The sequence below is a fragment of the Thermoleptolyngbya sp. C42_A2020_037 genome (assembly GCF_015272455.1).
In the GTDB taxonomy this organism is placed as follows: Bacteria; Cyanobacteriota; Cyanobacteriia; order Elainellales; family Elainellaceae; genus Thermoleptolyngbya.
Genome location: NZ_JACYLP010000005.1, coordinates 13,287 through 28,429, shown reverse-complemented (window position 1 = coordinate 28,429; position 15,143 = coordinate 13,287). Strand labels below are relative to the sequence as shown.

Sequence of the window (15,143 nt, the reverse complement as noted above, 5' to 3'; positions counted from 1 at the left end):
CACTGCTTTCTTGTCCTTAGAATCTATTTTCATAGCGTTAGCGGTTTAATTTCTAAAAGACTTGCTTTACACCCAGACAAACCTGAAACGCGATCGCCCCTGCGGACCTACAACTTGAAGGGCGATCGCCAAGCGGGTGAGGTGTGCTGTCCCAGCGACTCTAAAGCTGATCTGGCAAATCCAGAATCGTTTTACCAATGGTCTGGAGTAACCGCTCTAGTGCCTTCATCTGCTGCACCGTAAAGGTGGGGACATTTTTCCTGAGTTCCCAGCGGCTGACGGTTTGTCCAGAAATGCCCAAGGCGCGAGCAAACTCTTCTTGACTCATTCCCAACTCTTCTCGGAGTTGTTTTAGGGGCGAAATCTCTGTAGGGGATGGGGGGCTTGGCTTTTTGGGCATGGACGAAAGCTAAACAAGTTGTTTAGGCATCTTGACTAGCCTCTTTCTAAACAAAATGATTAGTCACATTGCTTAATCCAAGAGTTCCAGCGTCGCTTTGGAGAAAAGGACTGCCTTTTCCTTCAGTTTGTCATTTAATTAGTCATTTCAATTGACACGCAGAAACAATCTTAGTGAGAAACCATGATGATGAAAAACAAAAATACCGTTCCCGATCTCATTCGTGCGCCTATTCCCGATGCGCCTGCGGATCGGGTTCCCATTCGCCTGCTGATCTGCGGCGCTCCGGCAGGCGTAAATCGGATTGTGCATGAGCTACATGTCCTGCGCTTTGCCCAGGCGGGCGAGTGGAGTCCGCCGCTGCCGTCGCCTGTGGAGGGTGAGGTGATTCGGATTTTGGTGCGATACTTCAAGCCGGAATGAAAAGCGCGATCGCCCCTCCCACGCTCCGCCCCATAGTCCCTACAACCGCAACGGGCGAAAACCTGCCCAAATCTTCTTGCAATCTTCAGGGTTTACCCCCTGGAATCCTGATGATCCCCATTGCACACTATTGATGATGTGTGCTGCCTGCTGGAAAAACGCTTTCTGCCACAGACTTTCGAGCCATGATGGGTTTCGAGTTTGGCTAGGAGGCGCAGCATAGCAGGCTCCAGGAGGCTCAAGGAGACTCAATAGGAGGCTCAGACTTTTGAATACTCTTCCCTTTTCGGACTCGATGGCTGGGCTAGCGGCAACCAACTTCCGGCATCTCCCCAAGGCCGAGCGCGATCGCCTGCTGCGGGGCGAGATTTTGATTACGCCGCATCCAATTAACCTGTGGGGGACGGGCGTGACGGCGCAAATGCACCTGCCCCTGTCACCGGATTGCGCTTGGAGCCAGTTGACCCAATATCCCCGCTGGGTAGAGTACTTTCCGGACATCTCCCAGAGCCAAGTCTTGCACGAATGCACTGAGTCGCGGATAAAAACGCTGTTTCAGGCGGCCAGCAAGACGTTTCTGATGCTGTCGGTGCAGGTGGAGGTGTATTTGAACGTGATCGAGCGGATGCAGGGCGATCGCCGTCAGATTCGCTTTCAGCAGGAACGGGGCAGTTTTAAGCGTTTTCTGGCGGAGTTGGTGATCGAGCCACTGGGCTTTGGCACACTGCTTGCCTATAGCGTTGAGGCCGCGCCCTCGCTCCCCATTCCAGCCCCGCTGATTCAGGAGGCCGTGCGCCTCGATCTGCCGCGCAATATGCAGCAAATGCAGCGGGTGCTGTGTGGCGATGTCCGGGGCGGGGCGTTGGGCGATCGCCAGGCTGCCTAGCTCTAGCCCATGTGCTACGTTTGGGAAGTTGGATATGGAACAGTTCCCGCACAGACCTCAATATTCCTAGACATCCCTCAACCTTCCTGAACCATGCCCTGGACTCTTCCCAAGATTTTCCCCGCACTGACGGTTTTGAGCGCCCTCGCGCTGCCCGGTCTGGCTCTCCAACCCGGATTCGCAGCCGATCCGCCCTCGCCCCAACGCAGCAGCGCCCTGCAACGCCTGGGGCAAATGTTTTCGCCGGAAATCCAGTCCACCATTGGAGCCTGTCTGGAGCAGGGCAAGGTCGATGTGGCCGCCGGGCCGACCAGCAGCGGCGCGGTGCGCTGTGGCGATGGGTCAACAACCAGCGTTCCCTATGCTGCCTATGTCGCCACCGTGTCGGACGTGCTGACGGCCAGCAGCCTGGTTGGGTTTCGGGCGGTTTTGCAGTCCAATTCGGGCGTGTCTCCGGAGATGCTACGGATGTTTGTGAACAGCCCCCAGGGTGGAATCGTGCTGCGTCAGGCCGTGCAAACTGCAATTACCCAGAGCGAACTGCTGCCTGCCACGGCGACCGCATCTACCGACATCCTCACCGATGCCGTCCTGACGCGGCTATTGCCCAGCCTGCAAGACCCCACAACGCTCGACACGCTGCTGGGCACCCCAGAGCAATATAGCCAGGTGGTGCGGGAGTTTTGCACGGCTCCGGGCATGTCGGTCGAACAGGCAAAATCGCGCCTGCCGCTGAATGAACTCCAGCTTTATGCCATTTGCATTCAGGAGTCGGGCGTGGCCGACGAAATGCTGCGGCTTGGCGGCCGATAGGGCTTGGAGGCTGGGCAGACAAGCATGACGGTGGTGTTGACCAATGACGACGGGATTGACGCACCGGGGCTGCTGGCGTTGCAGCGGGCGCTGGATCAGAAGTGCGTGATTGTCGCACCGCAGCAGCCCTATTCGGGCTGTAGCCACCAAGTGACGAGCGATCGCCCGATTTCGGTCGAGAGGCGATCGCCCCACGCCTTTGCCGTCGGCGGCACGCCCGCAGATTGCACCCGTCTTGCCCTGCGGCATCTCTGCCCAGAGGGATCGCTGGTGCTATCGGGGGTGAATGCGGGTGGCAACCTGGGCGCAGATATCTATGTGTCGGGGACGGTGGCAGCCGTGCGCGAGGCAGCGCTGCATCGCGTTCCGGGCATCGCCTTTTCACAATACAAGCGGCGCGGGCTGGAGATCGACTGGGAGATGTCTACGCGCCTAGTGCGGCTGGTGCTGGATCGCTTGCTAAATGCTCGCACGCTGCCGGGAACGTTTTGGAATGTGAACCTGCCCCACCTGGAACCGGGCGCACCCGACCCCACGCTAGTATTTTGCCCGCTCTGTACGCAGCCCTTGCCGACGGATTATCGCGTAGAGGGCAACACGTTCATTTACGCAGGCAACTACAACCAGCGCCAGCGCGATACAGGCGCAGATGTGGACGTGTGCTTTGCGGGCAATATCGCCATTACGCAGCTCCGGCTGTGGGAAGGATGATGGCGATTTTAGATTTTGGATTGAGCCAGGATGTAGGCTACAGGGCGTGGCACGGTATTGGTATAGGCTGCAAGTAGAGCGATCGGTCGAGACGCGCCTTGCAAGAACGTGGGTGGTTATGGCGAAAGCTTGCTCTTTAACTTGTGCCATGCAGCCAATCTTCTCCAAATCTCCTTTATCCTTGCAAGCAGGAATATATAGACGGGCAACGATTGTTAAGGCTTGAAAAAATACTGAAGATATGGCTAGAAACTGGGCAATTGTCGTTGGCATCAACCAATACAGCACCTTCCTAAGTCCATTAAAGTATGCGAAGCAAGATGCTGAGTTAATGTGCAATCTATTCAAAGAATTAGAATTTGATGAAATCTGTCTGTTCACAGAAGATTCTCCGCCTCAGCGCGTAGGACACAGACTCTTGCCCACCTATCCATCCTACGGTTATCTGCATGGATTCTTATTGGAAGTGTTCAAAGAGCCATTTCTCTCTACTGGAGATAACCTATGGTTCTTTTTTGCAGGTCACGGGATGCAATATGCTAATCGAGATTACTTAATGCTCGTTGATACTCATCCTAGTAACGTCGCTGCAACTGGAATTTCGGTCGATTATATTCAAGAACAATTAGTCCGATCTGGTGCCGATAATGTAATTCTTCTTCTAGATGCCTGTCGCAACCAAGGACACAGGGGCGTAAGCCAAATTAGTCGCGAAGCAAGGCAAGGGGTCATCACAATTTCTTCTTGCAGTCCAGCAGAAGTCTCGTGGGAAGTTGATGAGCTTCAGCACGGTGTATTTACATATTGCCTTGATGAGGCATTGAACCCAAGAAAGGAAAATTTAGAAAAATTGAGATGTGCTACAGTCGAGGGATTAAATAATCACTTACGTAGACGTGTACCCTTCGTTTGCGAATGGTATAAGAAGTTTCCAGCACAAAATCCTTTCACAAAGATTGCTCCACTGGAAAAATCCCACCTTATCTTATTTCCCAAATATGCCCGTTTAGAAGACGTAAAAAGGCTTCAGGAAGACGCTCAAGAGGCCTTCTCAAAACGAAATCTAGATTTTGCTGAACAACTCTGTATTCGAGCTAATGAAGCAGCACAGGGTCAAAATAAAAGCGTATTAGATCTTCTTAATCAAATTCAACAAAAGCGGCTAAAAATTAGCAATCTCGCATTGCCGCAAATTCCTCTAAGCCAAATTGTAGGCGAGTTTAATGGATTGAGAGATAGTCGATCTACACAGCTTTCTGAATTCACAAAACAAGCATCCCAAGCCGTGACAGATCGGCTTCATGATCAATATCTGGGATTCAGAGGATTTCTAACACCAAAAATTCAATCCGTTGGGCGTACTTTTACAAGTATCTCTACTCGGAATCGCAAAAAAACTCTAGGCTGTCTAGGGTTGATAGGGTTGGGCTTTTTAAGCCTGGCAGTCTTGCGAGATGTATCTAGCAATCACACTCCCTCTCATTCTAGTTATCAGGCTTTAGAGAGTTTTCTCAGATCAGGCAACTGGATTGCGGCCGATCAAGAAACAGTGAATCTGATTTTACAAAATGTTGGAAAGCCGTCTCTGATTTCGTTGGTTCCAGGTGATGTAAATCAAGTCCCGTGTGAGGTTTTGAGTGACATCGATCGATTGTGGGTTCAGAATAGCGCAGGCAAGTTTGGATTTAGCGTCCAAAAGAGAGTATTTTTAGACATAGAAAAGCTTGCGCCAACGCTGGAGCGAAATACTATCCTATCCGCATTTAACACGCAAGTTGGCTGGAATTCAAATGAAATTTGGGGTTCAGATTCGCGCCCAATTAAGTCAGGAGAATTTCCGGCAGGACACTTCCCAAAAACTTCGTTTAGAGTGGGTTTTTCAAATTTGATCCAAAAGCTTTCTACCTGTCAGTTTTGAATTGAGGAAACTGGTTTCCTAAGTTTCATACAGCCGCTAGCGGTTTGGGTCGATAGCCAACACCGTAGACGGTTTTTCTCGATAAAGATTTTTCCACAGTAGCGGGGCAAATGAGGACGTGCCTGCTGTAACATAGCAAATCCGCGGATCTTGGGCATTGAGGGGGTGAGCTGGTTGACTGACAAAACTAATCGGCGACATAGCAGTACGTGTGTATTTTGAACTCAATTCGATAGGTACGCTGCTCATGCTGCTTCCGAGAGGCCATAGCGGGTTCAGGATCGCGGTTATGGGTGAAACGGACCTGGTCGATAAGTTGCCAGCCGTTCTCTAGTGCCGCTTTCACCCAATCCCACCCAATGCGAAAGTAGCTATTACCGCGAAACCAATGAGGGTCAACCCAGCGACGTTTGCCAGCAGCGACGACCTCGACGCCTTGAGCCGTGACATAGAGGGTAGCGACGGCCAAGAGAAACCAGAGGCGAGAGAAGGGCACAGACCGAGCGAATCTCGGATTTCTGGAGATTCCAGCCGTTGGATGGGTCGTCGAGAAACGCTTCCTCGATATCAAAGCGCAAGCCGTATTCCTAGAAAGTATTCAGACGGGTGGGTTCATCGCTAAACGATGGCCCAAAACCCACCATTTGACCTTGTTGCAGCCAAAGGCGAGGTGCATCGAGCCATACCACTCCCCTTTGTGAAGATACGTTTGCTGCCCTTGCAGTGGCTTCTAGGAGGCGATCGCGCTGTGTAGCATGAGGTATTTGAACCGTCCTTTATACTTTCTTGTTTCCTTTCGCATTAGCGTACCGCTGTTTAAACAGGGCTTGTCGCTTTTTGTGATCAACAATCGGTGCAGGATAGTTGCAAGAACGGCGATCGCCCGCATCAATATTCCCGGTCACCAGCAATCCAGTCTCCAGCCCGCGCAATTCCGGCAGCCATTCGCGGATGTATTCTGCCTCTGGGTCAAACTTTTGCGCCTGACTGGCGGGGTTAAAGATCCGCAGTGGCTTTGGGTCCATGCCGCTGGAGGCGCTCCACTGCCAGCCGCCGTTGTTTGCAGCCAAATCGCCATCGATTAGCCGCTGCATGAAATACTTTTCGCCCCAGCGCCAGTCGATGATCAAATCTTTCGTCAAAAAGCTGGCGACGATCATGCGGCAGCGGTTGTGCATCCAGCCCGTTTCGTTGAGCTGGCGCATGGCTGCATCCACAATCGGATAGCCCGTGCGCCCCTCACACCACGCATGGAAGTGTTGCTCGTTGTTCTCCCAGGGAAAGTCCTTAAACGGTTCTCGATAGGGCCCGTCTGCCAGTTCGGGAAAGTGATATAAGACATGCTGATAAAACTCGCGCCAGGCTAGCTCCTGCCGCCACACGCGAATGCCTTCCTGGGCTTCGTCGCTGCGGGTCTGTTCCTGGGCGGTTTGCGTGGCGGCCCAGACCGTGCGGATGCCGATCGCCCCAAACTTAAGCGCTGCGCTCAGTCTGGAAGTGCCGTCTACAAAGGGGAAATTGCGCTGCTCCTGATAGTCGGTCATGGCGCGATCGCAGAATTCTGTGAGCCGCTCTTGGGCCGCTGCTTCGCCCGGTTCTAGAACAAAGCCTCCATCCCACACCAGACCCAGATCCTTGAGCTTGGGCAGGGCGATCGCCCCCGCTTTGGTTGCCGCGTCTTTTTCAGAATCCGTCAGCCCTTCGGCATTTTTCAAATCTGCCACAGGTTCGGCTTTGGGCTTGCTGCTCCAGTTTTTCCAAAAGGGCGTATAGACCGTGTAGGGCGTGCCGGAGCCGCTGAGGATTGATTTGGGATCGTGCAGCAGTTGATCCCAAAACGCCTGATATTCTATGCCTGCTTCCTTGAGGGCGGCGGCAACTTGGCGATCGCGCTCTCGTCCGTAGGGTTCCACGTCGCGGTTCCAGTACACGGACTGAGCGCCCAGGGCGTTGGCCAGTCGAGGCATCGCCTTCACGGGGTCATCGTGCAAGATCAGCAGTTGGCTGCCTGCTTTGGCGTATCGCGTCTGCAAGTCTTGCAAGCAGCCCAGCAGATAGGCCACGCGCACCGGGGCCACGTCATCCCGCTGCAAAAGACCGGGATCAAGGCAAAACACGCCGATGACTTTTGCCGAGCGCAATCGCCCTTCCGACAGCCCCACATTATCCGCAATTCGCAAATCGCGGCGATGCCAAAACAAAATCAACTCGCTCATACCGTGCCTGCTGGATTCTATTCATCACCTTACTGCATCTCATCCGGCGAAGTAGCGCAGCAGATAAAGACAGATCGGCAAACCACGCTGACTTTGCTTGAGTAAGAAGTTGGGACGTAGGAGGAGACCCAAAACCGAGGGGTCAATGCTCTCTTGGCGAGAAATTTCGAGAAATGGCTCGTTGGAAAGAGCTTTCTGGAAAGCGCCCCGGCAATTTTGAAGATTTTCAGCGGAGTAAACTCAGCGCAATTCTGCTTAGGGTATGGTTTGAGAGAGGCGATCGTCTCTCTCACAGAAAAATATTAAGCAGGATATCATCGCTGCGTCGATTAGCAGCCCCTATCAGCGGCATCCCCCCATCGCACTTCCTTACACCCGACGAGCAGACCTAAATGGCACGAATTGTCTCTATTCATTCTTTTCGAGGCGGCACAGGCAAATCGAACACCGCAGCCAATCTGGCGACCCTGTTGTCTAAACACGGGCAGCGCGTCGGTGTGATTGATACTGATATCCAGTCGCCGGGGATTCACGTCCTATTTGGGCTGGAACCCAACAGCATGAAAAACACCCTCAACGACTACCTCTGGGGCGACTGCACGATTGCCGAAAGCGCCTACGATGTCACCGTGCCAGACTTCAAAACCGGAGAAGGCGCAGTCTATTTAGTGCCGTCCAAAAGCTCTGCCGAGGATATTGCCCGCGTGCTGCGTGAAGGCTACGATGTACGTCTGCTGCGGAACGGGCTACAAGATCTGGTCAAAGCTTACAATCTCGACTACGTCCTGATCGACACGCACCCCGGTTTGAACGAAGAGACGCTGCTGGCGCTGGCCATGTCGAACTTGCTGCTGCTGGTGCTGCGGCCCGACCAGCAAGATTTTCAGGGAACGGCGGTGGTGTTAGACCTGGCGCGAAAGCTGCGCGTTCCCAAGATTCTCATGCTGATCAATCGGGTGCTGGCCAGCGTGGATGTGGAAGACCTGAAAAAGCAGGTCGAGTCGATCTACAGCAACGAAATCGGCGCGGTTCTGCCCAACTGTGAGGAGATGATGCAGCTTGGCAGCAGCGATCTGTTTGCAGTTCGCTATCCCGATCATCCCCTTTCGCAGGAAATGGAGCGCCTAGTGCGCCAGATTGTGGCCGCTGAGTAAGCCGCTTGCCCTGAGACTCGATACTTTCCTAAAACTCACAAAATATCTGGAGATCTGTCTGGAGATTTGCAGGGACAAGCGGTATGGTTTAGGGACATGCTCCACCGTTTTCCTCGGACTTGAAATTCGGACTTGAAATTATGCAGGAGCCTTGTTCTGCCCCCTCTTCAGACCCTGCCGTTGAGCAGTCCCTACGCCTGGAAATCGCCCAACTCCGTGCTGAACTGGAAACCCTCCGCCAAGAAAAATCTGACCTGGAAATCTTGCTAGAGATGACCACCGAACACTCCGACACGGTGGAGGCAGAGCTTCAGCGCGAAGCAGAGGAAACGCTGCGGGAAAGCGAACATCGGCTGGCACAGTTTCTCGAAGCAGTGCCCGTGGGCGTGTTTGTGGTAGATGGCAGCGGGCGCTCCTACTATGCCAACCGTATGGCGCAGCAGATTTTGGGCCATCCTCCCCAGACCCAGGTGACCACTGATGAATTGTCGGAAACCTACCAGGTCTATCAGGCGGGCGCAGAGCGACTGTATCCTGCGGAGGCGTTGCCAATTGTGCGGGCGCTGACGGGTGAGAGCAGCACGGTGGATGATATGGTGCTGCGTCAGGGCGATCGCACGGTTCCCTTGGAGGTGTGGGCCAGCCCGATTTACAACGAGAGGGGGCAAGTGGTCTATGCGATCGCCGCTTTTCAGGACATCACCGAGCGCAAGCGGGCCGAAGATGCCCTGCGAATCGCCGAAGCCAACTACCGCAGCATCTTTGAAAACGCCGCCGAGGGGATTTACCAAACCACGCCGGATGGTCAGTATCTCAGCGCCAATCCGGCGATCGCCCGCATGTATGGCTACGACAGCCCCGCCGAGCTTATGGCCAGCGTCGGCGACATCACCCAGCAGGTCTACGTAGACCCTCAAGAGCGCGATCGCTTTCGATCCCTGCTCACCCAGCACGGCGAAGTCAAAAACTTTGAATATCAGGTGTATCGCCGCGACGGCACCGTGATGTGGCTGCTGGAGTCAGCGCGGAGCGTGTGCGATCGCACGGGCAGAGTCCTCTATTACGAGGGCATGTGCATTGACATCACCCAGCGCAAACAGCAGGAACAGGCCCTCCAGCAGCGGGTGCAGCAGCTTCAGATCGAAATCGACGAGGCCAAACGCCAGCGCCAGGTCGCTGAAATCACCCAAACTGACTATTTTCGCCAGATTCAGCAAGAAGCCGAACAGTTCAAGCGGCGACTGGCCGAGTAGGGCTGTGAATGGAGCTGCATGTAAGGCTGGAATAAGGCTGGAATAGCTTCTAGATTGACACCGCCCGTCATCCTCTCCAACCCCTATCCGCTTCGATCCAAATCCGCTTCGATCAAAATCCGCAGAAATCCGCCTCGATTAGAAATCCGCTTTGATAAAAAAGTTCACGAGAAAAGCTAAATTGTCCTCACGCGAAAAAATGAGAGAATAGTGGCCCAAATAGCACCCCAGTTTCAGATGAAATGCTACATAACCCGTACACGCTACGGTGATCACAACCCGCCGTAGCCGCAAATCGGAGATGCAGCAGGTGCGAATCGGGCATCAATCCGGTGTGAATCCGGTCTTTGTCATCCAGTCGAGGTTTCTGTGGCCAAAATTGTTTCGATTCATTCCTACCGGGGTGGCACAGGCAAGTCCAACCTCACCGCAAACCTGGCCACGGCGATCGCCCTCCAGGGTAACCGAGTCGCCGTCATCGACACCGACATTCCCTCACCCGGCATCCACGTCATCTTTGGGCTAGACGATCAAAAAATCGACAAAACCCTCAACGACTACCTCTGGGGCCGCTGCACGATTGCCGATGCTGCCTACAACGTCACGCCCCCCTCCTCTAATCCCAGCGGCGGCCAGGTGTTTCTCGTCCCCTCCAGCGTCAACGCCGACGAAATCGCCCGCATTCTCAACCAGGGCTATGACTTTCGCCTGCTCAACGACGGACTGCGCCAGCTCGTGCGCCAGCTTGAAATCGATTATTTACTAATCGACACCCACCCCGGACTGAACAAAGAAACCCTCTTATCAATCGCCGTTTCCAACCTGGTGCTGCTGATCCTGCGGCCCGACCAGCAAGACTTTCAGGGCACCGCCGTCACGGTAGACGTGGCCCGCCAGCTCGATGCCCGCCAAATGCTGCTCATCGTCAACAAAGTCCTCAGCAGCATGGATCAAACCGCCCTCAGAGAACAGGTCACCCAGACCTACAAAGTGCCCGTTGCAGGCGTGTTCACCCTGTCCGAAGAAATGATTTACCTGGCCAGCAACGGCATCTTCTTCCTGCGATATCCCGATCACCCGTTCAGTCAGGAACTCCGCCGCGTCGTTGCCCAGGTGATCGGTTAGTCATCAGTTAATCATGGGTTCAATGCTGCAAATCTTTGGCGATTTTCAAGACGACTATCCCCCCAGTCAGGAATTCCTGTCGCTGGCCTTTTCCCCCAGTTCTGCGCCCATCCGCCAGCGCTGGCGCGTGAACGGACTCTCGGCCGATTTCGTGGCCGACTACATGACGACCTTCTTTCCTGGTGAGGATGATTTATCATCTCCCTCTCAGCGAAAAGAGGTTCGCGATGCCGTAAGCTTTATTGCGAATGAGCTGTTGGAAAACGCAATGAAGTTTAGTGACGAAACCTCCGCTTTTCCAATTCAGATTCAGCTCCATTTGCACAGCGACGCGCTGGTTTTTTTCGTCACAAACAGCATCAAACCCGACGGCATCACCCAATTTCAAAAGCTAATTCAGGAAATTGTTTCCAGCGATCCCGACGAGCTTTACATGCAGCGGCTAGAAGCCAACGCACTGGATGAAAGCAACTCCGGTTCGGGGCTAGGGCTATTGATTATGCTGACCAACTACGCCGCCCGCCTGGGATGGAAGTTTGAAACCCTGCCCGCAGAGCCAACCCTCACCGCCGTCACCACGATGGTCAAAATGCCCGTCTAGGCAGCAGGGTGGACAAGCTACGACAGACGATAGATGCATTAGAATCAGCAAAGATTAAGTTGAGCGCTATGGAACTCCGGGACGACGACTATCAAATCTGGTATAACGCAGAGACGCAGACATTGACCTGCCAGGGGGCGCTGCGTCTGGGCGGGCCAGACGAATACGCACCGATTGCTCAACTATTGGATGAGGTGGTCAAGCAGGAACCTCAAAATTTGGAACTCGATTTGCGGAAGCTGGCATTTCTCAATAGCTCTGGGATCAACACCCTGTCCAAGTTTGTAATCAAGGTGCGGCAAAATAGCCAGATCCAACTGGTGATTCAGGGATCAAATGAGATTCCCTGGCAAACCAAGTCGCTGCCCAATTTGCAGCGATTGTTGCCCACGCTCAAGCTCCAGTTTGATTAAGCCGCTTATCTCTGAGATCTAAAGGGACTGATCCTGGGAATTCTGGCAAATTCTGGCTCTCGATTTTCGACTCACGCTTTCGGTCAATCACTATGGGCACGTCCGCATCGCTTTCTGAGCAGGCTCCCGACCCGCTGCTGTCGGAGGTGATTGCCCTGCAACAGCAAGTCGAGCAGTTGCGTCAGCAGCTTTTGCAAACGCAGCAGGAAAAGGCTGACCTGGAGGTTTTGCTGAACACGGTGACGGGCCATTCTGACCAGATATTGTCGGAAGTGGAGCAGGAAAAGACGGATCTGGAAATCTTGCTGGAAACCGCAACAGAGCATTCGATGCTGGTGGAAACCGACTTGCAGCAGCAGGTCGAGGAAGAGCGACGGCAGCGGGAGGAGCAGTTTCAGTCCATCACGGCGGCAACGCCTGTGGGGCTGCTGATTGCCGAGGTAGAAACGGGGCGAATTTTGTATGCCAACGAGCGGCTGGGGGATTTGCTGGGGCTGTCGCCAGCGGCGCTGCTGGCCCAGTCTACGGTCGATTTTTACGCTCAGCCGGGGGAGCGGGTTTCGGTGCTGGAGGCGATCGCCCAAAACCAGACCTACCAGGGGGAACTGCTGTTTCGGCGGACCGATGGCAGCGTGTTTTGGGGGCTAATGTCAATGCGGCCGTTTGGGTTTAATGGACAGCAAACCCTGCTAACGGCAATTCAAGATATCAGCGATCGCAAGCAGGCCGAAGATGCCCTGCGAATTGCCGAAGCCAAATATCGCGGCATCTTTGAAAACGCGGTGGAGGGCATTTTTCGGATGGCGCTGGATGGCGACTATCTAGAAGTCAACCGGGCAATGGCGGGCCTGTTTGGCTATGCGTCCCCTGCCGAAATGCTAGAGACCGTTCGCGGCGCAACGGCTCAGCTGTATATTGACCCTGCCCAGCAGCAAGACCTGCGGCAGCGCCTCGCATCTCAGGACGAAATCAAAGATTTTGAATACGCAGCCCGCCGTCAGGATGGCAGCCGCTTTTGGGCATCGGCCTGGGCACGGGCAATCCGCAGCGAATCGGGCGACCTGCTCTACTACGAAGGAAGCTGCATCGACATTACCCAGCGCAAGCAGCAGGAAGAAGCCCTGAAACGAGAAATTCGCAAACTGCGGATTGAAGTCGATCAAACCAAGCGCCAAACAGAAGTCGCGCAAATCGAGCAAACCGACTATTTTCAATGGCTGGTGTCCCAAGCCGATGACCTGCGCCTGTTCAAAGATGCGCCACGGCGAGATGGGGGACGAGATGGGGGATAATCCGGCGCTGGCAGCTTCCGGCGTTGGGGCTTCCTAGCCGCAGCAATACTCGGCGCTATGCTAGAGCTATGATTTCTTCTTTCCAGCCTGCTTTGAATGCTGAAGACCAGCGCGTGCTGCTGTCGGGCGTAACCTGGCAACAGTACGATAGCCTACTGGCAACCCTGGGCGACTATCCCGGCTTGCGGCTGATCTACCTGGAAGGAAACTTAGAAATCTTCATGCCCTCCGCCGAACACGAGCTAGTCAAGAAAGTGCTGGCGCGGCTGATCGAGCGCTATGCCGAAGCGGTGGATATTCCCCTACACGGCTACGGTTCCACCACCTTTCGTCAAGAAGCTGCTGCCCGTGGGCTAGAGCCAGACGAGTGCTACTGCATCAACACGCTGAAGCCGTTGCCCGACTTTGCCATCGAAGTGAACCTGAGCAGTGGCGGCATCAACAAGCTGGCAGTCTATCAGGGATTGGGCGTGCCGGAAGTGCTGGTCTGGCAAGCAGGCGACCTGACGCTGTATGACCTGCGCGGAGAGGCCCATCGCACCGTCAGCCACAGTCAGTTTTTCCCAAATTTAGAGATTCAGCAGCTTGCCCAATTTGTCCGCCCCTACGACCAGCCCCAGGCGATCAAGGATTTTCTCAGCAGCTTGCAGGAGGGATGACTCTTGTCGGAGCCTCCATCTCACTGATTCCGAAACTGCCATGCGGCCTCTAGCACCTGCACCCAGCGCTTTTGCACCTGCTTGGGCGTGCAGCGGAGGGCTTGGGCGATGGCCGTGTCGGGTTCCCGCTGCATTTTTAGCCGCAAGAGCTGGCGCTGGTCGGCGGTGAGCTGGGCCTGGAACGCCTCCCACTGGTGCTGGGGCATTCCCAGGTTTTGATCCAAATCGGCACCAAGCCACTGGTGGACGAGTTGCCAGCGGTGAGAGCGCGAGAATTTTTCGACGTGATACTTAAACCGCTGCTGCAAATAGTCGCGCTGGCGGGGCGACAGGCCGAGGATTTCGTCGATTTCGGGGGCGGTGAGGTCCTGCATTTTTAGGATGAGATAGTCGATGCAGTCCTGCTGCTTTTGGGATTCTAGGTATTGCACCAGTTCTGCCACGACGCGATCACGCAGGACGGAATCTGACGGGTCTAGCGCTTCGGACACCATCTGTTCTCTCACCTGCTGCACCACGGGCGATCGGCTGTGGATGTCGGCATCGTCGCCCCGCGCCGATTCTACCGCCAGATCCAGATCGACGGACGTTTCGGCGGGCTGGCGACGGGCAAACCCCTGCGCCCGCAGCACAATGAGCTGCTGGTTGCGGCGGCCGGGCAGGTTGATGCGGCGCTTGGCATATTGCTCCATAAAGGCCATGTATTCCGCCAGTTCTAGCCGGGTCTGGGGGCTGTAGTCTTCGGGCAAAAAGTTCTCTTTGCGGAAGGCCTTTAGCACTTCGATGTAGAAGATTTGCATGAAGTCTTCGATCATCTCGTAGCGAGCCTGAAAGCCAAGCTGGGCACGGCTGCGCGTGATGTGGCGATAGACAATGGCGCTGAGGTGGCTGTGTAGCTCCACCCGACCGCGCCGCGATCCCAGCCGATAGTAGGTGAGGCACTTTTGCAGGCGGTGTTGGGCCAGCGTCCACTGCCAGGTTTCGACCTGTCCTGAAGACTGGATGCGATCGCTCTTGGTGCAAATCCGCTCGACTTCAGCCACAATCCGCCGCATCACGGTGTCGGCGCTGGTTGGCCGCTTAGCCAGTGCGGATTCCAACTCGTTTACCAAGCGCTCCACAAGCTGGAGGTTCTGAATTTCGGGCGGCTGGGCGGGTGGGGGGGCTGCGTTGTCTGTGTCGGTCGATAGGGAGGGGGAGTTGGAGGGGGCGATCGCCAGCGATTCTGTATCCACCTCCGCCATCAGATCAACAGAATCTAGCAGCGGAGCAGAACTCG

At 54.8% G+C, this 15,143-nt stretch carries 15 protein-coding genes; 12 read left to right on the top strand and 3 right to left on the bottom strand.

Going from position 1 to position 15,143, the window contains the following annotated elements:
* Positions 1-160 precede the first annotated feature (160 nt).
* A complete protein-coding gene (locus IGS16_RS01010; protein WP_297082545.1) occupies positions 161-400 on the bottom strand; it encodes a helix-turn-helix transcriptional regulator in 240 nt (79 codons plus the stop codon).
* 183 nt (positions 401-583) lie between these two features.
* Between IGS16_RS01010 and IGS16_RS01005 the strand changes: the two genes are divergently transcribed.
* The 5 genes from IGS16_RS01005 to IGS16_RS00985 all read left to right on the top strand — a co-directional run bounded on the left by IGS16_RS01005 (position 584) and on the right by IGS16_RS00985 (position 5,151).
* On the top strand, positions 584-823 hold the full coding sequence (locus IGS16_RS01005) for a hypothetical protein (RefSeq protein ID WP_297082542.1): 240 nt from the start codon (positions 584-586) through the stop codon (positions 821-823).
* Positions 824-1,091: 268 nt separating this feature from the next.
* Positions 1,092-1,709, top strand: coding sequence for an SRPBCC family protein (locus IGS16_RS01000; protein WP_297082541.1), 618 nt, complete (start codon positions 1,092-1,094; stop codon positions 1,707-1,709).
* Positions 1,710-1,802: 93 nt separating this feature from the next.
* Entirely contained in the window at positions 1,803-2,522 is a 720-nt protein-coding gene (locus tag IGS16_RS00995) for a hypothetical protein (protein ID WP_297082539.1), read from the top strand.
* Between the two features lie 24 nt (positions 2,523-2,546).
* A complete protein-coding gene (surE, locus tag IGS16_RS00990) occupies positions 2,547-3,233 on the top strand; it encodes a 5'/3'-nucleotidase SurE (protein WP_297082538.1) in 687 nt (228 codons plus the stop codon).
* A gap of 241 nt (positions 3,234-3,474) precedes the next feature.
* Entirely contained in the window at positions 3,475-5,151 is a 1,677-nt protein-coding gene (locus tag IGS16_RS00985; protein WP_297082536.1) for a GUN4 domain-containing protein, read from the top strand.
* A gap of 776 nt (positions 5,152-5,927) precedes the next feature.
* Here IGS16_RS00985 and IGS16_RS00980 read toward each other — a convergent pair.
* Complete coding sequence (locus IGS16_RS00980) at positions 5,928-7,367, bottom strand: FAD-binding domain-containing protein (protein ID WP_297082534.1); 1,440 nt, start codon at positions 7,365-7,367, stop codon at positions 5,928-5,930.
* 392 nt (positions 7,368-7,759) lie between these two features.
* On the opposite strand from IGS16_RS00980, the gene IGS16_RS00975 reads away from it, so the two are divergent.
* From IGS16_RS00975 to IGS16_RS00945, 7 genes are all read left to right on the top strand, one after another.
* Positions 7,760-8,521: a MinD/ParA family protein gene (locus IGS16_RS00975; RefSeq protein ID WP_297082532.1), complete on the top strand. Its 762-nt coding sequence runs from the start codon at positions 7,760-7,762 to the stop codon at positions 8,519-8,521.
* A 140-nt stretch (positions 8,522-8,661) separates the two neighbouring features.
* The gene (locus tag IGS16_RS00970; RefSeq protein WP_297082530.1) at positions 8,662-9,774 is read left to right on the top strand and encodes a PAS domain-containing protein; all 1,113 of its coding nucleotides are present in this window, start codon (positions 8,662-8,664) and stop codon (positions 9,772-9,774) included.
* Positions 9,775-10,143: 369 nt separating this feature from the next.
* Positions 10,144-10,899 (top strand): MinD/ParA family protein, encoded by a 756-nt coding sequence (locus IGS16_RS00965; protein ID WP_297082528.1) that lies wholly within the window; start codon positions 10,144-10,146, stop codon positions 10,897-10,899.
* Between the two features lie 13 nt (positions 10,900-10,912).
* The gene (locus IGS16_RS00960) at positions 10,913-11,500 is read left to right on the top strand and encodes a DUF6272 family protein (protein ID WP_297082526.1); all 588 of its coding nucleotides are present in this window, start codon (positions 10,913-10,915) and stop codon (positions 11,498-11,500) included.
* Between the two features lie 68 nt (positions 11,501-11,568).
* The gene (locus IGS16_RS00955; protein WP_068509799.1) at positions 11,569-11,913 is read left to right on the top strand and encodes an STAS domain-containing protein; all 345 of its coding nucleotides are present in this window, start codon (positions 11,569-11,571) and stop codon (positions 11,911-11,913) included.
* A 92-nt stretch (positions 11,914-12,005) separates the two neighbouring features.
* The gene (locus tag IGS16_RS00950; protein WP_297082524.1) at positions 12,006-13,205 is read left to right on the top strand and encodes a PAS domain-containing protein; all 1,200 of its coding nucleotides are present in this window, start codon (positions 12,006-12,008) and stop codon (positions 13,203-13,205) included.
* A 68-nt stretch (positions 13,206-13,273) separates the two neighbouring features.
* The gene (locus tag IGS16_RS00945; RefSeq protein ID WP_297082523.1) at positions 13,274-13,864 is read left to right on the top strand and encodes a Uma2 family endonuclease; all 591 of its coding nucleotides are present in this window, start codon (positions 13,274-13,276) and stop codon (positions 13,862-13,864) included.
* A gap of 20 nt (positions 13,865-13,884) precedes the next feature.
* Here IGS16_RS00945 and IGS16_RS00940 read toward each other — a convergent pair whose 3' ends face one another.
* Entirely contained in the window at positions 13,885-15,108 is a 1,224-nt protein-coding gene (locus IGS16_RS00940; protein ID WP_367185694.1) for a HetZ-related protein, read from the bottom strand.
* Positions 15,109-15,143 lie beyond the last annotated feature (35 nt).